At 66.6% G+C, this 18,907-nt stretch carries 14 protein-coding genes; 6 read left to right on the top strand and 8 right to left on the bottom strand.

The features are described 5' to 3' along the window. Positions 1-215: 215 nt before the first annotated feature. Genes ACODTW_RS26830 through ACODTW_RS26820 form a run of 3 tightly spaced genes read right to left on the bottom strand, consistent with a single transcriptional unit; the run spans position 216 to position 3,741 of the window. Positions 216-2,000 carry an AMP-binding protein gene (locus ACODTW_RS26830; RefSeq protein WP_488949216.1) on the bottom strand — a complete coding sequence of 595 codons (1,785 nt, stop codon included), beginning with the start codon at positions 1,998-2,000 and terminating at the stop codon, positions 216-218. Beyond that, positions 2,000-2,512 carry a nuclear transport factor 2 family protein gene (locus tag ACODTW_RS26825; RefSeq protein ID WP_488949215.1) on the bottom strand — a complete coding sequence of 171 codons (513 nt, stop codon included), beginning with the start codon at positions 2,510-2,512 and terminating at the stop codon, positions 2,000-2,002. The genes ACODTW_RS26830 and ACODTW_RS26825 overlap by 1 nt, the downstream gene beginning before the upstream one ends. Next, positions 2,512-3,741 carry an acetyl-CoA acetyltransferase gene (locus tag ACODTW_RS26820; RefSeq protein WP_488949214.1) on the bottom strand — a complete coding sequence of 410 codons (1,230 nt, stop codon included), beginning with the start codon at positions 3,739-3,741 and terminating at the stop codon, positions 2,512-2,514. The genes ACODTW_RS26825 and ACODTW_RS26820 overlap by 1 nt, the downstream gene beginning before the upstream one ends. 244 nt (positions 3,742-3,985) lie before the next feature. Between ACODTW_RS26820 and ACODTW_RS26815 the strand changes: the two genes are divergently transcribed. Then, positions 3,986-6,235: a TonB-dependent receptor gene (locus tag ACODTW_RS26815; RefSeq protein WP_488949213.1), complete on the top strand. Its 2,250-nt coding sequence runs from the start codon at positions 3,986-3,988 to the stop codon at positions 6,233-6,235. Between the two features lie 39 nt (positions 6,236-6,274). On the opposite strand, the gene ACODTW_RS26810 is transcribed toward ACODTW_RS26815, so the two are convergent. Continuing rightward, a complete protein-coding gene (locus ACODTW_RS26810) occupies positions 6,275-7,525 on the bottom strand; it encodes a HAMP domain-containing sensor histidine kinase (RefSeq protein ID WP_488949211.1) in 1,251 nt (416 codons plus the stop codon). Beyond that, a complete protein-coding gene (locus ACODTW_RS26805) occupies positions 7,522-8,211 on the bottom strand; it encodes a response regulator (RefSeq protein WP_488949209.1) in 690 nt (229 codons plus the stop codon). The genes ACODTW_RS26810 and ACODTW_RS26805 overlap by 4 nt, the downstream gene beginning before the upstream one ends. A 189-nt stretch (positions 8,212-8,400) precedes the next feature. Between ACODTW_RS26805 and ACODTW_RS26800 the strand changes: the two genes are divergently transcribed. The 3 genes from ACODTW_RS26800 to ACODTW_RS26790 all read left to right on the top strand — a co-directional run bounded on the left by ACODTW_RS26800 (position 8,401) and on the right by ACODTW_RS26790 (position 14,131). Next, a complete protein-coding gene (locus tag ACODTW_RS26800) occupies positions 8,401-9,780 on the top strand; it encodes an efflux transporter outer membrane subunit (protein WP_488949208.1) in 1,380 nt (459 codons plus the stop codon). A gap of 185 nt (positions 9,781-9,965) precedes the next feature. Further along, positions 9,966-11,075: an efflux RND transporter periplasmic adaptor subunit gene (locus ACODTW_RS26795; protein ID WP_488949207.1), complete on the top strand. Its 1,110-nt coding sequence runs from the start codon at positions 9,966-9,968 to the stop codon at positions 11,073-11,075. Beyond that, positions 11,072-14,131 (top strand): efflux RND transporter permease subunit, encoded by a 3,060-nt coding sequence (locus ACODTW_RS26790; protein WP_488949206.1) that lies wholly within the window; start codon positions 11,072-11,074, stop codon positions 14,129-14,131. Before ACODTW_RS26795 ends, ACODTW_RS26790 begins: the two co-directional genes overlap by 4 nt. Positions 14,132-14,433: 302 nt before the next feature. Here the strand turns inward: ACODTW_RS26790 and ACODTW_RS26785 are convergent, their stop codons facing one another. Together ACODTW_RS26785 and ACODTW_RS26780 are read right to left on the bottom strand one after the other, a co-directional pair. Beyond that, complete coding sequence (locus ACODTW_RS26785) at positions 14,434-15,633, bottom strand: M24 family metallopeptidase (protein WP_488949205.1); 1,200 nt, start codon at positions 15,631-15,633, stop codon at positions 14,434-14,436. 11 nt (positions 15,634-15,644) lie between these two features. Next, positions 15,645-16,883, bottom strand: coding sequence for an NAD(P)/FAD-dependent oxidoreductase (locus ACODTW_RS26780; RefSeq protein WP_488949204.1), 1,239 nt, complete (start codon positions 16,881-16,883; stop codon positions 15,645-15,647). 70 nt (positions 16,884-16,953) lie between these two features. On the opposite strand from ACODTW_RS26780, the gene ACODTW_RS26775 reads away from it, so the two are divergent. Beyond that, positions 16,954-17,862, top strand: a complete 909-nt coding sequence (locus ACODTW_RS26775; RefSeq protein WP_488949203.1) for a dihydrodipicolinate synthase family protein — start codon at positions 16,954-16,956, stop codon at positions 17,860-17,862. Positions 17,863-18,000: 138 nt separating this feature from the next. Next, positions 18,001-18,642 (top strand): GntR family transcriptional regulator, encoded by a 642-nt coding sequence (locus tag ACODTW_RS26770; RefSeq protein WP_488949202.1) that lies wholly within the window; start codon positions 18,001-18,003, stop codon positions 18,640-18,642. Between the two features lie 3 nt (positions 18,643-18,645). Here ACODTW_RS26770 and ACODTW_RS26765 read toward each other — a convergent pair. Next, positions 18,646-18,907 (bottom strand): tetratricopeptide repeat protein (locus ACODTW_RS26765; RefSeq protein WP_488949201.1); only part of this gene is annotated, 262 nt, incomplete at its 5' end.

Below are 18,907 nucleotides of genomic sequence, written 5' to 3'. Positions count from 1 at the left end.
GGCGCATGCTATTTTCCTCTCCCGTCATCCCGGCGAAAGCCGGGACCCAGGGGCCACAGGATCAAACCTTGACGCCGCGTCGATGGAAGCTGCCGATAGGTCGGGCGCTTGGCCCCTGGGTCCCGGCTTTCGCCGGGATGACGAGAAGAAAGATGGAAGGGGGCGCGAAAAACTGGGAGTGTCGGGGGTAGTGGAGAGGGACCACAGCCCCCCGCTCACACCACCCGCACCGCCGGATGCGCACCGTCGCCATACAGCGCATCGACGATCTCCGTGCGGTGGTCGATGACGGCGCGGCGGTTGATGGTGCCCTTGTCGGACAGTTCGTGCCAGTCGGGGTTGGGCGGGGTGGTCAGCAGGGCGGCGCGCTGGATGATGGCGGCGGTACCCGTCCGGGCCGCGTTGAATTCCCGCAGGCGGGTGGCCACCTGATCCAGCACATCGGCCGGCGCCCCCGGCCGGGGCCAGAACAGCAGGCCCAGCCAGGGGCGGTTATCGTCCGTCAGCACGATATCCAGCACCAGCGGCGCCAGCGCCCCCAGCAGCTGGTCACGCAGATGCCCGCCCTGCACCCAGGTGCCATTGTCCAGCTTGAATTCCTCCGCCATGCGGCCGGCGAAGGCCAGGCCGTGTTCCGGCCTTTCATCATCATGGAACCGGGCCAGATCGCCCGTGCGGTAATAGCCTTCCTCGTCAAAGGCCGCCGCCGTGCGTTCCGGCTCGTCCAGATAACCCCCCATGACATTGGGCCCGCGCAGCCGCACCTCATACCGCCCGTCATAGGGGACCAGCTTCACCTCCACCCCCGGTGCGGGCAGGCCGATGCCGACCTTGTCGGTGGGGAAATGCGTGACCAGGCAGCCCGTGGTGGATTCGGTCATGCCATAGCCGGACGTGATATGGACACGGTGGCCCGTCTCCGCGATCGCCATGCGCTGCAGCCGGTCATAGACATGCTGGGCCAGACCGGCGCCGCCATAGAGCATCATGCGCATGCGCGCGAAGAAGGTACGGCGCAGCAAAGGGTCCTGTTCCAGCGCATCGGCCAGCAGGGCATAGCCGGCCGGGACATTATTGTAATATCCCACGGAAACCTCGCGCAGATTGCGCACCGTCTCCTCGAACATCCCCGGCATCGGCTTGCCATTGTCGACATAAAGGCTGTAGCCCTGCAGAAGCGCGATGCGCAGCACCGACGCGCCGGCCGCATGGTGCCAGGGCAGCCAGTCGACAATCTCCCCATCCGGGCCCAAGGCGCCGCCGGCGGTGGCCATGCCCTGCGCCGTGCTGGCCGCCAGATTGGTCAGGCTGAGCGGCACGACCTTGGGCAGGCCCGTCGATCCCGAGGTCAGCATCAGGCAGGCCGGCGCCGTCACATCCAGCGCGTCGATGGCCCCATCCAGGTCCGGCCGGGCCGGTTCGGCCAGCAGGTCGGCGAAGGGGATGACGGGCCGGGACAGGGCCAGCGGCCGCGTGCTGATCACCGGCACATCGGCCGGGGCCACGGCATCGATGGCCGCCACCAGGGCCGGGTGCGGATCGACATAGATCAGGCAGGGCCCGGTCTTGGCGAAGACATGGCGCAGGCGGGCATGGTTGCCGCCGGCCAGCCCATAGGCAATGCCGACCGGGCAGAGCGTGACCCCGGCCGTGAACGCGGCATAGGTCAGCACGGCCGCCGCATGGGTATTGGTCCCCATCATCAGCAAGGTGCCGCCCGGCGGCACATGGGCCGACAGCCAGCTTGCGGCCGCCGCGATCTCCGCGATCAGGGTGGCGGAATCCCGCTTTTCCCACGCCCCGTCGGCCCCGCGCCAGGCCAGCGCCAGCCGGTCGGGATGGCGGGCCGCCCGCGCCCTTATGGCGCGCGGGATATTGGCATCGGGGATGGAGAGCGGCAGGCGCGAACGCAGCTTGATGCTGCCATCGACATCGCGGTCAAGGTCCAGATCGACGGGCATGAAATCGGCGGGGCGGAAAGGAACGCTTGCCATATCCATCACATTGCCTCCCGGCTGATCAGTTCGCTGACATAGGGCGCATAGGCATCCCCGCGCCGCCCGGCATCGACGACGGAACGGTCCAGATAGTCGCGCCAGCCGATGATCAGATCGCCCTTGAATTCGATGATCCCGGCATAGGGGGCGGCGACCATGGTGCCCTTGCTGGTGCGGAATTCATCCACCCCTTCCACAAACAGCCGGTCCGCCGTCTCCGCCGCGTGGAACAGGCGCCAGTGGACTTCCGCCACTTCCTGGGAGAATTTCTCCAGAAAGGCGCGGGTGGCGGCCTTGCCGCGCAAGGGCGGGGCCACGGCGGCGGCCACATGCCAGACGATATCGTCATGCAGGCGGGCCAGGATGGCGTCGATATCCTTTCGCCGCCAATCCTCGATCACGGCCTTGAACTGCTGCAACCGGCGTCCAGAGGCGTGGGGCGTGGCGGCCGCAGCGGCGGCGGGCAGGGGGCTCAACATGACGGTGGCTCCGGCCAGGATGTCGCGGCGGTGCATCAGACCCCCCGCCGTTCGACGATGAAGCTGACGGTCGTGGTGGTGGAGCCGCCGATATTCAGGGTCTGTACGGCGCGGGCGCCATCGACCTGATAATCGCCGGCCGATCCCGTCACCTGTTTGGCTGCGTCCAGCACCATGCGCACGCCCGTGGCGCCGACAGGATGGCCCAGGCCGATCAGGCCGCCGGACGGGTTGACGGGCAGGCGCCCGCCCAGTTCGATCGAGCCATCCTCCACCGCCTTCCAGGCTTCGCCCGGTGCCGTCAGGCCCAGATGGTCGATGGCCATATATTCGGTCATGGCGAAGCAATCATGGGTTTCAACCGCGTGGATCTGCGACAGGTCGCTGATGCCGGCGCGTGTACGCGCCTCCAGGATGGCGCGGCGCACCTGGGGGAAGACATAATCCGCCCCGGCGCTGTCCGCGATCTTGCGGGCATAGGAAATTGGGGCCGACCGGTGGCCCCAGCCGGTGATGCGCGGCAGCGACGACAGGGTGATGCCGCGCCGGCTTGCATAGTCGGCCGCGCGTGCTTCCGACGCCAGGAACAGCACGGCCGACCCGTCCGTCACCTGCCCGCAATCCATCTTGCGCGTGCGTCCCTCCACCACCGGGTTGGCGTCCGGATCGTCGGTAAAGCTTTTATCGGTGAAGGCCCAGCCGCGCGTCTGGGCATTGGGGTTGCGCCTGGCATTGGCGAAATTCACGCTTGCGATGCGCCAGAGATGGGCCGGGTTCAGACCATAGCGCCGTTCATATTCATCGGCCAGATCGGAAAAGGCGCGCGGCCAGACATAGGTACAGTCGGTGAATTCATGCCCGCGCCAGCAGGCGGCCCCCAGATGGTCGGCGGCCGTGGCCCCCGGCACATTGCGCATCAGTTCCAGTCCGACGACACAGGCCAGATCGTAGCGACCGGATTCGATATCGGCCATGGCGGCCAGAAGCGCGATGGAACCCGACGCACAGGCCGCCTCATGCCGGGATGTCGGCAGCCCATCGAAGCCCGGATCGACATGGCCGAAGAAGCCGCCCAGCAGCCCCTGGCCCGCGAACAGGTCGGCCACGAAATTCCCGACATGGCCACAGCCGATCTCGGCCGCGTCCAGCCGGGCCGATTGCAGCCCCTGCTGTACGGCTTCTGTAAATCCGGCCATGATATCAAGGCCCTGGCGCGCCCAGTTCCGGGCGAAGTCGCTTTGCCAGCCCCCCAGTACATACACCATGGGAACCGTTCCTCCCGCACATTATTGGTATGGTTATGCAAGCTTATATCTGCTACGGTACGTTTACGCAAGTGAAGTTCGGCCGCGTCTGCCGCCAGCGCCACTGTGCAGATGCACAATGCCATCCGTATGGTTCCCCACAAAATTATTCAGAACATTGCTTGACAGCCATCGAACGTTGGTGAGATTTGTGACTTGCACAAAAATACCAACGAAAAGAAGCAAACAGGGAGGAGAAGCGAGAATGAACGGGTCCCATGCCGCGGGTTACCGCCGTTTGAAGGGTCTTGGGCTGCTGTCGGCGCTGCTGGGGGCCGTGTCCGGCCCGGCGCTGGCGCAGGCGACTGCCAGCAATGCCGCCGTCGATGACGGCCTGGTGCTGCAGGAGATTGTGGTGACGGCGCGCAAGAAGGCCGAAAGCCTGCAGGACGTGCCCATCGCGGTCACCGCCATTGATGGCGAGGCGCTGCGCGCCGCGGCCCTGACCGACATGTCCGATCTGGCCAGCCGCACGCCCAGCTTCACCTTTCAGCAGCAGAACGCGCTGGAGCAGGAGCTGTTCATCCGCGGCATCGGCACCGTCCGCCTGAACAGTGCCACGGCCGACCCCTCTGTCGGTGTCTTCCTGGACGAGGTTTATATCGGCCGCCGCGGCACGGCCACGCCGCCGATTTATGATCTGGAGCGGGTGGAGGTGCTGCGCGGGCCGCAGGGCACCTTGTTCGGCAAGAATGTGGTGGGCGGCGCCATCAGCTTCATCACGGCCCGGCCCAAGGAAACCACCGAACATTTCGCCTCCGTCAGCGCCGGCAATTATGGCGCCATCGCCAGCCAGGCCTATGTCACGGGGGCCCTGACCGACACGGTGAAGGCGCGCCTGTCGCTCTATCAGAACCGCCATGACGGCTATGCCAAGAACATCGTGAACGGGCAGGAGCTGGAGGATCTGGACAGCTATGCCGGACGTCTGTCGGTGCAGTTCGATCCCAACGAGGATCTGTCCATCCTGGTCGTGGCTGATTACAGCCATGATGATGGCGGCGGGTCCGCCCGCCATGCAGTGGACGATCCGACCAAGGCCACGCCCGGCTTCATCACGGCCAAGCTGAAATCGCAGGACCCGCGCACCACCGAAACGCCCTATGACCAGTATATGCGGCGCAATTCATCGGGCCTGACGGTGCGGGCCGATTATGAGCTGGATGGCCCGGTGCTGACCTATCTGGGCTCCGTGCGCCGCGGCGATGCCGCCAACCGCTGGAGCCAGCCGGGTGCCGCCTCCCCGCCCTCCATCACCGACAGCGTCCTGACCCAGTCGGAAGATTATGTCGGCCTGACCCAGGAACTGCGCCTGGCATCCGAACAATCCGGCCCCTTCCGCTGGCTGGGCGGTCTCTATTTCCTGCGTGAGCGCACCAACCGCTCGTCGCGCAACACCGCCAATTCCTTCCTGCCCGGCGGCGCCGGCAGCACGCGGGACAGCCTGGACGGCGACAATATCTTCACCGCCACGGGCAAGGCCCCCAACTATGCCGCCTTTGGCGAGGTGGAATATGATCTGGCCAGCAACCTGACGGTTTCCGCCGGCCTGCGCTACACGATCGACCATAAGAGCTTTGATTCAGAGGCGCGCATCCTTTCGCTGGGCCCGGCGGGTGCGACCAACACCCTGTCGCCGGCCCCGCTGCTGGCGCCCTATCATATCGATGTCGAACAGACCTGGCGGCGGCTGACCCCGCGCGTCCTGCTGGAATGGTCGCCGGAACAGGGCACCATGGTCTATGGCTCCGTCACCCGCGGGTTCAAGGGCGGCGGCTGGCAGGGGGCGGCAGCCGATGGCGCCACGGCCGCCATCGCCTATAACCCCGAAACGGCCATGAATTACGAGGCCGGCATCAAGACGGAGCTGTTCAACGACCGCGCCCGCTTCAACCTGGCCGCCTTCTATACCGACTTCAAGGATCTGCAGGTCGAACAGTTGGACGACGTGGCCTTGACCCTGGTGGTCGCCAATGCCGCGTCGGCCAAGATCAAGGGCGTGGAGGCGGAAGTGCAGGTGCAGGCCAGCCGCGAACTGTCCTTTGCCGCCTCCGGCTCCCTGCTGCATGCGCGCTATGGCAAGTACCTGGATGCGGCGCGCAAGCTGGACTTCACCGGCAACAAGATGCAGCGCACGCCCGATTACCAGTTCAGCGTCAGCGCCAATTACAGCGTCGATGTCGGCTCCAACATGAAGCTGGGTGCCAATGTCGCCTATACCTATCAGGACGAAATGTTCTGGGTGCCGGACAATACCAACCGCGAACCGGGATATGGCCAGCTGGACGCCCGCGTCAGCCTGGGCCAGATCGACGGGTCCTGGCAGTTCACGCTCTATGGCAAGAACCTGACCGACAAGCTGTACCGCACCTCCATCATCCCGTTCGCGGGGGATGAGGTGTCGCTGTTCGGTGCCCCGCGCACCTATGGCGCGCGGCTGTCGACCCGGTTCTGACCGGTACCGGAGCGGCTTTCCAGCCAGTGGAAAGCCGCTCTACCCCTCACATTGCGGCAGGGTCACGCGGATGGTCAGGCCGGCGGGATCGCCGGGAATGGCGGTGATGGTGCCGCCATGCATCTGCACCGCGCGCTGTGCGATGGACAGGCCCAGACCCAGGCCGGGAACGGCCTCGCTGCCTTCCAGGCGCTTGAACGGTTCAAAGATGCTGTCCAGCATGTCGGCCGGCACACCCGGTCCCTGGTCGCGGACGGTCAGCACCAGGGTGGGGCCGCTGACCCGCGCGGTGATCCGCACCTCCGTCCCCGGTTCGGTGAATTTCACCGCGTTGCGCACGATATTCTCGAACGCGCGATACAGCATCTCCCCGCTGACCCAGCTGACAAAGGCGGGGTCGGCGGTCAGGCTGACGCGGCAATCCTTGGCCGCCGCCTCGAAACTGGCATCCTCTGCGATGGCCCCCAGCAGTTCGATCAGGTCCACCCGCTCATAGGGCAGGTTATGCTGTCCGGATTCCAGCCGGGCCAGCGTCAGCAGCTCCTCGATCAGCTCGTCCAGCCGTTCGCATTCCCGTTCGATGCGCGCCAGCATGCCGGCCTGCTGTTCGGGCGACTGGTGGACCAGGCCGACGGCGGCGCGCAGCCGCGTCAGGGGGGAGCGCAATTCATGCGATATGTCGTGCAGCAGCCGTCTTTGCGCGGCCAGCAACTGTTCAAGCTGGGCGGCCATCCGGTCAAACTCGCGCGCCACGTCCATGATCTCGTCCTTGCGCCGCTGCATCAGGGGCAGCACACGGGTGGACAGCTTTCCCTTTGCCAGCGCGCGGGCGGCGTCGCCAAGCTGGCGCAAGGGGCGCGACAGATGCCAGGCGACGATGCCGGAAAAGATGATGCTGACCAGCGTGCCCACGGCAAAGGGCAGGCGGTGGCTGGGCTTGCGCAGGATGGGCGCCCGGCTTTCCAGCAGGGAACGGCTGCCATCCGGACCGGTCACGACCTGATACAGTTCCGTACGGTCCGGATTGACGGTTTCACCATCGGCCAGGGGGCGCAGGCTGAATTGCAGACCCTTGTGGGCGGCGTAATCAAGCAGGGGTCGGGCGGCATCGGCCCCCTGGTCGCCGACCACACCGACAATATTGGCAAACAGCGCCGACCGCATCCAGGTGCCACTGTCCGGGCCAGCCCGTTCATTATATTCGAAAATGGCGAAGACCACCGTGAAGGACAGGTTCGTCGCCAGCCAGAAGCCCAGGAACAGTTTCCAGAAAAGACGGCCGGGCTTCATGCGCTGACCAGCTGATAGCCCTGGCCGCGCACGCTGACGATCCAGGATTGGTTGTCCCCGCGCTGCCCCAGCTTCTGCCGGATGCTGCTGATATGCACATCGATGCGCCGGTCGAACCGGGTCAAGGGCCGCCCCAGGGCGTTCAGCGACAATTGCTGCTTGCTGACCAGTTGGCCCGCATGGCGCACCAGTTCCTCCAGCAGCGAAAATTCCGTGCCCGTCAGTTCCAGGGGCTGGCCCTGCCAGACGGCCGACCGGGTGGCGGGGTTCAGGACCAGGGCGCCACAGGTCAGGATCTCCGGCCCGGCACTGTCCGGTCGGCGGGTGCCCGTGCGGCGCAGGATGGCGCGCAGCCGTGCCACCAGTTCACCGGGCGAACTGGGCTTGGGCACATAATCATCAGCCCCCAGTTCCAGGCCCGCGATGCGGTCGACATTGTCGCCGCGCGCCGTCAGCAGCAGCACCGGCACCTCGCTGCGGGCCCGGATGCGGCGCAAGACCTCAATCCCCGACAGGCGCGGCATCATTACGTCCAGCACGATAATGTCGTAACGGCCGGACAGGGCTTCGGCCTCGCCCTGCTGGCCATCATGGGCGGCCTCTACGTCGAAGCCTTCGCGCGCCAGATATTCACCCAGCATCGCGGTCAGTTCACGGTCGTCATCGACAAGCAGCACGCGGGTCATTCTGGGGTCATCTGGCAAGCGGGTTCGGCCGGCACGTCCTTGTTGCGCCCGGCCGGCGGGTGGGGGACACCAACTTTACCCAACTTTACCCTTTCATAACCGCACTGAACATTCACCTGGGGTAAGAACACCACCATTCGTGGTGATATCATTCCCGCGGATCTCCGGCGCGTGATGGAATTGACGTTGATGAAAAGCCGTCTGGTTTGTTTGTTGGGTACGGGGCTGCTGCTGTCGGGCTGCACAATGGGGCCGGATTACCGGGCCCCGGCCCCCGCCGTCGCCCCCGGCTGGCAGGCGCCGCTGCCCCATGGCGGGCATGAACAGGCGCTGCTGGACTGGTGGGGGCAGTTCAACGACCCGGTCCTGACCGACCTGCAGAAACGCGCCGAACAGAACAGCCCGACGCTGGATGCCGCACTCGCCCAGATCGACCGGGCGCGGGCGGCGCTGACCACGGGCCGGGCAGGCCTGTTCCCATCGGTCACGGCCAATGCGTCCGACACGCGGACACAGACGCCGGCCGGTACCGGCAGCGTCATCACCGAAACACAGCTGGGCCGGCTGGATGCCAGCTGGGAACTGGACCTGTTCGGCAAGGTGCGGCGCACTGGCGAAGCAGCCGAAGCCCGCGTCGAAGCCCGCACCGCCGACTGGGACAATGCCCGTGTCACCCTGGCGGCAGAGGTGGCGGATATTTACGTGCAATATCGGGGCTGCCGCCTGCTGTCGGACGCCGCCGACCGGCAGGCCGCGTCGCAGCGCGCCACGCTGGAGGCCGCGCGCATTGCGGGTCAGGCGGGCTTCACTGCGCCGGGCGACCTGTCCCTGTCGGACGCCAGCGCCGCCCAGGCTGCATCCCAGGCCACGCAGCAGCGCGGCGCCTGCGCCCTGCTGGTGAAAAGCCTGGTGTCGCTGTCCGGCATGGCCGAACCCGACCTGCGCACCTTGCTGGGCGATGGGGCGGCCCCGCTGCCCGTTCCGTCCGGCCTGTCCATCACCATGGTGCCGGCCGATCTGCTGCGCCAGCGTCCCGATCTGGCATCGCTGGAACGCGAAGTCGCCGCCACCAACGCAGAGATTGGCGTCGCAGAGGCCAACCGCCTGCCCAGCCTGAGTCTGACGGGCAGCATCGGCCTGACATCGGCCGGCAGCGGCACCAACAACACCTGGTCCTATGGGCCCGGCCTGTCGCTGCCTTTGTTCGATGCCGGACGGCGCGCGGCGGCCGTGGCCGATGCCGAGGCCGCCCATGCCAAAGCTGTCGCCACCTGGCGGGACAAGGTGCGTACCGTGGTGCTGGAGGTCGAACAGGCGCTGGTCAATCTGGACACAAGCCAGAAGCGCGACAGCGACGCCGCCCGTGCCGCCGACGGCTATCGCACGCATTTCCAGGCGGTGGACGCCGCCTGGAAGGCGGGCACGGCCAGCCTGCTGGACCGCGAACAGGCCTGGCGCAGCGCGCTGGACGCCGAGAATTCCCTGATAACGCTGCGCCAGGATCAGGTCCGGCGCTGGATCGCGCTGTACAAGGCGACCGGCGGTGGCTGGCGACTGGACGGCCAATGATGTTTCAGGACTGCGTCCCCGTTCCCGGTGATCGTGAACGATCCCCGGGCCTCAATCGCCGGCGCCGCCATCCGGCAGCCTGGCTACGCCGCACGCGCGGCGCGGCGGCAGTCGCCGCCGTGCATGATCCCGACCAGTCAGGCTTGTCAGGATCATGTGTTTCCCCCAGCGGGTGGAGATTTCCCGTGACAGCACTTTCCCGTACCTCCCTGCTGGCCCTGACCGTGATGCTGTCCCTGACCGCCTGCAGCAAGGGACCCAATCAGGGGGCGACCGCCAAGCCCGTCAGCAGTCTGGCCGTGACTGTCGTCCAGGCCAGCCATGAGAGCTGGCCCCGCCTGCTGACGGCCAATGGTGCCATCACCGCCTGGCAGGAGGTGATCGTGGGCGCCCAGATCGGCGGTTTGCGCATCGAGGCGCTGAAGGCCGATATCGGCGACAAGGTGAAGCGCGGCGATGTGCTGGCCCTGGTTGACGACGCCACCCTGCAGGCCGATGAAAAGCGGCTGTCGGCCGCCCTGGACAAGGCCAAGGCCGACCTGGAACGCGCCACGGCCGATGCCGAGCGCGCCACCAAGGTGGGACAGAGCGGGTCGCTGTCGGCCCAGCAGCAGGACCAGTACCGCATCGCCCGTCTGACGGCCAAGGCGGCGGCGGCGCAGGCGGCGGCGGACCTGGACAATGCCCGCGTCAAGCTGCGCCAGGCGCGCATCGTCGTCGCCGATGACGGCACCATTTCCAGCCGCAGCGCGCTGCTGGGTCAGGTGCCCTCGGCCGGGACGGAGCTGTTCCGGCTGGTCCGCCAGGGCCAGATCGAATGGCGGGCCGAACTGGACAGCCGGCAGTTGGCCCAGGCCCAGGCCGGGCAGAAGGCCGTGCTGACCCTGCCCGACGGGCAGAAGGTGGAAGGCAAGGTGCGCCTTGTCTCCCCCACCCTGGACAGCGGCACCAGCCGCGGCATCGTCTATGTCCGCCTGCCCGCCGACGGCCCGGCGCGGCCCGGCATGTATGCCAGCGGCCATCTGGAACTGCCGGCGACGGACGCGGTGACGGTGCCGGACACGGCCGTCATGCTGCGCGACGGGCGGGAGTTCATCTATCTTTTGCAGGACGACATGCATGTGCGCCAGATGCAGGTGAGTACGGGCCGGCGGCGCGACGGGCGGGTGGAAATCACCAGCACCCTGGACCCCAAGGCCCGCATCGTCGGCGGCGGCGGCGCCTTCCTGGCCGACGGGTCGGTGGTGCGGCTGGCTGATGACGCGAAAACCACGGACGGAAAGGCTGCGAAATGAATATTTCCGCCCTGTCCATCCGGCACCCGGTGCCGGCCGTCCTGCTGTTCATCCTGCTCTGCGTGCTGGGGCTGCTGGGGTTCCAGCGTCTGGGGGTGCAGAACTTCCCCGACATGGATTTCCCCGTCATCAATATCAGCGCCACGCTGGAAGGGGCCGCACCCGACCAGCTGGAAACAGAGGTGGCGCGCAAGATCGAGGATCAGCTGACCTCGCTGCGCCTGCTGGACCACATCACCACGACCATCAGTGACGGCAATGTCAACGTCTCCGTCAGCTTCACCATCGACAAGAACACCAACGAGGCCCTGGACGAGGTGCGCAACGCGGTCGATGGCGCCATGCCCGACCTGCCGGCGGCGTTGAAGACCCCCGTCGTCTCCAAGATCACGGCCAGCAACGACGCCCTGGTCACCTATGAGGTGCGGTCAACCCGCATGGACGAGGAGGCGCTGTCCTGGTTCATCGACAATGATGTGGCCAAGGCCCTGCAATCGGTGAAGGGCGTGGCCAAGGTCGCCCGCATCGGCGGCGTGACGCGGGAGGTGCATGTCGACCTGTCGCCGACGCTGATGGCCGGGCTGGGCATCGCCGCAGCCGATGTCGCGTCGGGCCTGAAGGAGATGCAGAAGGACAATTCCGGCGGCCTGGGCGAGATTGGCACCCAGCGTCAGTCGCTGCGCACGCTGGCCGCCCTGGACGATCCGCAGGATCTGGGCCGTGTCACCGTGCCGCTGCCCGACGGGCGCACGGTGCGCCTGTCCGACATCGCCAATATCAGCGACAGTGTCGCCGAACGGTCCAGCCGCGCCTTTCGCGACGGCAAGCCCGTCATCGCCTTCAAGGTCACCCGTTCGCTGGGCTTCTCCGATGTCACCGTGGCGACGGAGGTGCGCGCGGCGGTGAAGAAATTCGCGGCCCAGCACCCGCTGGTAGAGGTGGAGGAGATCACCAACGGTGTCACCGCCATCATCAGCGATTATGAAGGCTCCCTGCATCTTCTCTATGAAGGGGCAGGGCTGGCCATCATCGTCGTCTGGTGGTTCCTGCGCGACTGGCGGGCCACACTGATTTCGGCCACGGCCCTGCCTTTGTCCATCATTCCCACCTTCGCCGTCATGTATCTGTGGGGATTCAGCCTGAATACAGTGACCCTGCTGTCGCTGGCCCTGGTCATCGGCATCCTGGTCGATGATGCGATTGTGGAGGTGGAGAATATCGCCCGCCATCTGCGCATGGGCAAGACACCGTACGAGGCGGCGATGGAGGCGGCGGACGAGATCGGGCTGGCCGTCATCGCCACCACCTTCACCCTGGTCGCCGTCTTCCTGCCCACCGCCTTCATGGGCGGCATTCCAGGCAAGATCTTCCGCGAATTCGGCATCACGGCGGCCGTGTCGGTTCTGGCCTCGCTGCTGGTGGCCCGCCTGCTGACGCCGATGATGGCCGCCTATTTCCTGAAGCCCAGCGACCATGCGGAGGTGGATGGGCCGATCATGCGCCGCTATCTGGGCTGGGTGCATGCCTGCCTGGGCGGGCGCAAGCGCACGCTGGCGGCGGCCCTGTTGTTCCTGGTCGTGGCGCTGGGCCTGTCGCCGCTGCTGCCGTCGGGCTTCCTGCCCGCACAGGACAAGGGCCAGACCCGGGTCAGCCTGGAACTGCCGCCCGGCGGTACGCTGGACCGGACGACGGAGATCACGCATCAGGCAGCTGACCTGCTGAAGCAGATCCCGGAAGTGGTGCAGGTGTTCAGCTCCGTCGGCACGTCGGTCAGCGGCGGCGGCCTGATCAGCAGCAGCAGTGCCGATTTCGGGGCATCCACCCTGACCGTCGACCTGCTGGCCCGCAGCGACCGCCACCGCAAGCAGAGCGAGGTGGAAGCCGACATGCGCGCCCTGCTGCGCACCCTGCCGGGCGTGCGCGTGTCTGTCGGCGGGGCCGGCAATGGGGAGAAGCTGGATCTGGTCCTGGCCGGCGATGATGGCGGCCAGGTGGAGCGCACCGCCGCCACGGTGGAAAGCGAAATCCGCCAGCAGATCAAGGGCATCGGCAACGTCACCTCGTCCGCGTCATTGCAGCGGCCGGAGGTGCATTTCCGTCCCGACTATGCCCGCGCGGCAGCCCTGGGCGTGTCCAGCCAGGAAATTGCCGACATGCTGCGCGTGGCGACATATGGCCAATATTCATCGGCGCTGGCCAAGCTGAACCTGTCGCAGCGCCAGGTGGATATCCGCGTCCGCCTGGACCCGGCCGCGCGCATGGACCTGGACGCCATCGGCCAGTTGCGGGTGAAGGGCACCAATGGACAGGTGGCGCTGGCCTCGCTGGGGGAACTGTCCATGGGCAGCGGCCCGTCACAGATCCGCCGCCTGGACCGGTCGCGCAATGTCACCCTGTCGGTGGAACTGAACGGCCGCACCCTGGGCGAGGTGATGGCGGAGGTGCGGCGCCTGCCCACCATGGCCAACCTGCCGGCCGGCATCCGCATCGTCGAACAGGGCGAATTGCAGCGCATGGCCGAAATGATGGGCAGCTTCGGTCTGGCCATGGCCATCGGCATCTTCTGCATCTATGCCGTGCTGGTGCTGCTGTTCCATGATTTCCTGCAGCCCGTTACCATCCTGTCGGCGCTGCCCTTGTCGCTGGGCGGGGCCATCTTCGCGCTGCTGATCTGTAACATGAGCCTGTCGATGCCCACCGTCATCGGCCTGTTGATGCTGATGGGCATCGTGACCAAGAATTCCATCCTGCTGGTGGAATACGCCATCATGGCGCGGCGCGAACATGGCATGGGCCGGTATGAGGCGCTGATCGATGCCTGTCACAAACGCGCGCGCCCCATCCTGATGACCACCATCGCCATGGGGGCGGGCATGCTGCCCACCGCCTTGGGCATGGGGGCAGACCCCAGCTTCCGCCAGCCCATGGCCGTGGTGGTGATCGGGGGTCTGATCACCTCCACGGCGCTCAGCCTGCTGGTGGTGCCGGTCACCTTCACCTATGTCGATGATTTCGTCATCTGGCTGCGCCGGCTGTTCCACCGCCGTCCGGCGTGAAGGGGCGATGCCCTGCTAGAATCGGAATTGGTTTGGGTCTCACGACCGTCACCCATGCTGCGGCCCATAGGCGCTGAGTTAAGCTTCTGCACTAACCTGCCTCCCCCGCGAAAGCGGGGGTCCAGGGGCCAAGGGCACCAACCGTTTTTCTTAATGGCCCCTGGACCCCCGCTTTCGCGGGGGAGGCAGGGGAGGTGAAAACCCCTATCTTAGCGCCGATAGGCCGCAGCATGGGTGACGGTGGAGCATGCTTCAACGTAAACCGGACAGACGCCAATCGCCGGCGCCGACATCCGTTGGCATCACCCGAACGGCTTGTCGATGGAGGGCGAGGGCTGCGTGAACCATTCGGCCCCCGTCTCCGTCACATGGAAATGATCTTCCAGACGGATGCCGAACTGGTCGGGCACCACGATCATCGGCTCGTTGGAAAAGCACATGCCTGGCGCCAGCGGTGTCTTGTCGCCGCGCACCAGATAGGCCGCTTCGTGGATCGACAGGCCGATGCCGTGGCCCGTGCGGTGGGGCAGGCCGGGCAGGCGGTAATCCGGGCCCAGCCCGTGCGCTTCCAGCACGCGGCGCGCGGCCGCGTCCACATCCTCGCACGCCACGCCGGGGCGGACCGCGTCAAAGGCGGCCTGCTGTGCCTCCTGCTCGATCGACCAGATGCGGCGATGGGCCGCCGTCGGCTCCCCATAGACATAGGTGCGGGTTATGTCGGAACTGTAGCCCTGGACCAGACAGCCCGTGTCGATCAGCACCACATCGCCCTCGGCCAGCACGCTTTCCCCCGGCAGCCCGTGCGGAAAGGCGGTGGAGCGGCCGAACTGCACGATGCAGAAGCTGTTGCCGGCGGCGCCCAGCGCCCGGTGCGCCTGTTCGATGAAGCGCCGCACCTCCGTCGCGGTGATGCCGGGCGTCAGGATGCGGGCGGCGCGGCGCTGCACCTCCAGCGTCATCTGCTTGGCCTGGCGCATGGCCGCCAGCTCCGCCGGCGATTTCAGCATGCGGCAGCCATCAATGACGGGCGTGGCATCGACAAGACTGACCGACGGGGCGGCCTTGCGCAGCCGTTCGACCATGGTAAAGGCCATGGCCGGATCGACGGCCAGCGTGCCCACCCCGCGTTCCGCCAGGGCCGAGGCCACCAGGGCGAAGGGGCTTTCATGTTCCTGCCAGTCGCGCACCTGGGCGGAAATGGCCGTGTCGGCGGCCAGCGACCCCAGCTCGAAGGTGGGGGAAAACAGCAGCGGGTCGCCGGACCGGGTCAGCAGCATGGCGACCAGCCGCTCCGAGGCGCCCCAGGGCACGCCCGCGAAATACAGCAGGCTGGCGCCGGCACCCACCAGCAGCGCGTCCGCCCCCATTTCCGCCATCAGGCGGCGGGCCTTGTCCAGCCGCGCCTCCCGCTCCGCCACGCTGATCGCGGGCGCCACATCGGCCCAGGGGCCAAGCGATGCCAGTTCGGCCGCAATGCTGGAGCCACCGATACCTGAACTCATGGGTTTGTTCCTTATCCGAAACGATCAAGGTCGAAGGGCGAAAGATCGAAGCCGGGTGCTGTACCGGTGGCCAGGGCGGCAATGATCTCCCCCGTCACCGGACCCAGCGTCAGGCCCAGATGCTGATGCCCGAAAGCATAGAACAGATTGGCGGCCCGTTCGCTACGCCCGATGGCGGGTAGATAGTCGGGCAATGTCGGGCGGCTGCCCACCCATTCCCGGGCGGGAAGCGGGAAGGGCAGGCCCAGATCGGCCACGCGGCGGCGCAGCCGTTCCCACTTGCCGGCGTCGGGCGGGCTGTCGGGGTGGCTGAATTCAACGAAGCTGGAACAGCGCAGGTAATCGGCAAAGCGGGTGACGATCAGCGACCGATCCTCAAACACCAGCGGCGGCAGGTCGGCGGGCCAGCGGCCGGGCTCGGCATGCAGGTGATAGCCGCGTTCGGCGATCATGGGCACGGCATGGCCCATCCCTTCCATCAGCGGCCGGCTGAATACGCCGGCGGCCACGACCACGCCGTCACCGGCCAGCAGGGTGCCATCGGCCAGCCGCACGCCGGCCTTGCCGTCGGTCACGGGCAGGTTGGTGGCCCGGCCACGCACGATCTGCCCGCCGCGGGTCAGCAGCTTTTCCCGCATGGCCGCGAACAGCCTGTCATGGCTGTCGATATGACCGCTGCCCAGAAAGCGCACGGCCCCGGCCGGATCGCGGCCCAGCAGGGCGCGCAGCTCCGCCTTCTCATCCTGCTCAATGGGGCGCCAGCGCGTGGTGCCGGTATCGGCATGGGCCAGCCGGGTCAGCGCAGCGGCGGCGGTTTCGGGCGTGTCCCACAGGATATAGTGCCCGTCCTGACGCAGCAGGCCCGGCCGTTCCAGCCCGTCCACCAGCCGCTGCCAGGCCGGCATGGCCTGTGCCATCAACCCTTTCAGCGCCACGGTCCCGGCGCGGAACCGGCCGGGGCGCGACGCCAGCGCCAGCCTGACGCCAAAGGGCAGCCAGTGCCGGATATCGCGGATCGGCAGCGACAGCGCGTCATCGGCCGCCAGCAGCCGGCCCGGCACGCCACACAGGGTGGCGGGGCTGGCCAGCGGTTCCACCTGTTCCACGGCGATATGGCCGGCATTGCCCCAGGAGGCAGGCGGCGTTTCCGGCGCTTCGTCCAGCAGGGTGACGGACAGGCCCCGGTCCTGCAGGGCCAGCGCGGTGGACAGGCCCAGGATGCCGGCCCCGATAATGATGAATTGCGGCATTGCATCGAAACTCCCTATGCAGGGCGCATGATATATCGTATACGATTGGGGACGCAATGGAGGAGTCACCATGCCTACGCTTTCGTGGAAGGGCGTCTATCCCGCCGCCACTACTCAGTTCGCCGAAGATTTGTCCGTCGATTATGACGCCACCGCCGCCGTTCAGGATGCCCTGATCCGCGACGGCGTCGATGGCCTGATCCTGCTGGGCACCTGTGGGGAAAACAACTCGCTGGAGCCGGACGAGAAGCGCGCCATTCTGGACCGCGCCCGCACCTCCGTCGCCGGCCGGGTGCCGGTTGTCACCGGTGTCTCCGAACTGACCACCAAGCGCGCGGTTGCCTTTGCCCGCGATGCCGAGGCGTTGGGCGTCGATGGGCTGATGCTGCTGCCGGCCATGGTCTATGTGCCGACCGAGGAAGAGCTTTACACCCATTTCAAGGCCGTGGCCGACGCCACGTCCCTGCCCATCATGCTGTACAACAACCCGCCGGCCTATCGCGTGTCGATCACGGCCAGTGTGTTGAAGAAGCTGGCCGATATTCCCAATATCGTCGCCGTGAAGGAAAGTGCGCCCGATCCGCGCCGCTTCACCGACCTGATCAATGAATTCGGCGACCGCTATGTGCTGATGGCCGGGCTGGATGATGTGGCCCTGGAGGGCATGATCCTGGGGGCCCATGGCTGGGTCTCCGGTCTGACCAGCGCCTTCCCGCAGGAAAGCGTGGCCCTGATCGCCGCCCTGCAGAAGGGCGATATCGAGGAGGCGCGGCGGATTTATCGCTGGTTCATGCCGCTGCTGCATCTGGATGCCGAACATGATCTGGTGCAGTCGATCAAGCTGGCCGAACAGATCATGGGCCGTGGCTCCGAACGCGTCCGCCTGCCCCGCCTGCCGCTGGCCGGTGCCCGCCGCCAGCAGGTCATCGACATGGTTGAAAAGGCCGCCGCAACACGGCCCGTCGGGCCGAAAAAGTAATAAAGTATCAGGACGGCGCCCCGGTCGGGCGCCGTCCCTCATTGCCGAAAACCCTGTCATGTCAGCAAATTGATAGGACTTGTCGGGTATACATGGTAATAGAATAAAGTATTCGGGGCTGCTGGAAATGGGTGTGTGATGAGTTTGGTGATCCGAACCCTTTCCGGTCAGGTGGTGGACATCATCCGCGATCGTATCCTGACGGGTCAGGTCGCCCCCAACATCCCCATCCGCCAGGACACGCTGGCCGCCGAATTGGGCATCAGCAAGATCCCCCTGCGCGAAGCCCTGGCCCGTTTGGAACAGGACGGGCTGATCTATTCCCAGCCCAACCGTGGCTATGTCGTCCGCGCCATGACGGCGGCGGAACTGGAAGAGATTTACGCCCTGCGCCTGAAACTGGAACCCGACGCCGTGGCCGCCGGTGCCCAGGCCGCGACCGAAGAGGAACGCGCCGCCGCATTGGAGGCGCTGAAGCGGTTCAAGGAGAAGGCGGAAACCAGCAAGATCAGCGGCGGCCCGCATAACCGCGCCTTCCACATGGCCCTGATCAACCCCTGCCATCAGCGCCTGACGGCGGAATTCCTGGAACGGCTGCATGTGCTGGCCGACCGCTATGTCTGCAAGCACCTGGAACCGCTTGGCCGCGACACCCGCGCCGATCTGGAACATGACCAGATGCTGGAAGCCTGGCTGGCCCGCGACAGCACCCGCGCCGCCGACCTGACCCGCCAGCATATCCAGGCCACGCTGGAAGATCTGCGCCAGCAGGTGGGGTGAGGGTCAGGGTTTCTGGAGGCGGGCTCGGAGTTTTTGGGCGTTGGCCACCTGTTCCTGGATGGCGGGTTCGGTTGCGGTGCCGAAGCGTGTGAGAACGTCGTCATAGACAGCGATCGCCGCCTCGCCACGATTCAATGTGCCGAGTGTAATTCCCTTGTTCACAAGCGCCCCGGCGACCTGTTCCCGGATCGCGGGCTCGGTGGCGTTGCTGAAGCGGGCCAGGAGATCATCGTAGGCACGGATCGCCTCCTCACTGCGGCCCAGT

It is taken from the genome of Niveispirillum sp. FG148 (assembly GCF_057809655.1).
This window is presented reverse-complemented; position numbering and strand designations above follow the sequence as displayed.

Coding starts and splice junctions, on each gene's coding strand:
- ACODTW_RS26830 (WP_488949216.1), bottom strand. CDS start 2,000: ATGGATATGGCAAGCGTTCCTTTCCGCCCCGCCGATTTCATGCCCGTC.
- ACODTW_RS26825 (WP_488949215.1), bottom strand. CDS start 2,512: ATGCACCGCCGCGACATCCTGGCCGGAGCCACCGTCATGTTGAGCCCC.
- ACODTW_RS26820 (WP_488949214.1), bottom strand. CDS start 3,741: ATGGTGTATGTACTGGGGGGCTGGCAAAGCGACTTCGCCCGGAACTGG.
- ACODTW_RS26815 (WP_488949213.1), top strand. CDS start 3,986: ATGAACGGGTCCCATGCCGCGGGTTACCGCCGTTTGAAGGGTCTTGGG.
- ACODTW_RS26810 (WP_488949211.1), bottom strand. CDS start 7,525: ATGAAGCCCGGCCGTCTTTTCTGGAAACTGTTCCTGGGCTTCTGGCTG.
- ACODTW_RS26805 (WP_488949209.1), bottom strand. CDS start 8,211: ATGACCCGCGTGCTGCTTGTCGATGACGACCGTGAACTGACCGCGATG.
- ACODTW_RS26800 (WP_488949208.1), top strand. CDS start 8,401: ATGAAAAGCCGTCTGGTTTGTTTGTTGGGTACGGGGCTGCTGCTGTCG.
- ACODTW_RS26790 (WP_488949206.1), top strand. CDS start 11,072: ATGAATATTTCCGCCCTGTCCATCCGGCACCCGGTGCCGGCCGTCCTG.
- ACODTW_RS26785 (WP_488949205.1), bottom strand. CDS start 15,633: ATGAGTTCAGGTATCGGTGGCTCCAGCATTGCGGCCGAACTGGCATCG.
- ACODTW_RS26780 (WP_488949204.1), bottom strand. CDS start 16,883: ATGCCGCAATTCATCATTATCGGGGCCGGCATCCTGGGCCTGTCCACC.
- ACODTW_RS26775 (WP_488949203.1), top strand. CDS start 16,954: ATGCCTACGCTTTCGTGGAAGGGCGTCTATCCCGCCGCCACTACTCAG.
- ACODTW_RS26770 (WP_488949202.1), top strand. CDS start 18,001: ATGAGTTTGGTGATCCGAACCCTTTCCGGTCAGGTGGTGGACATCATC.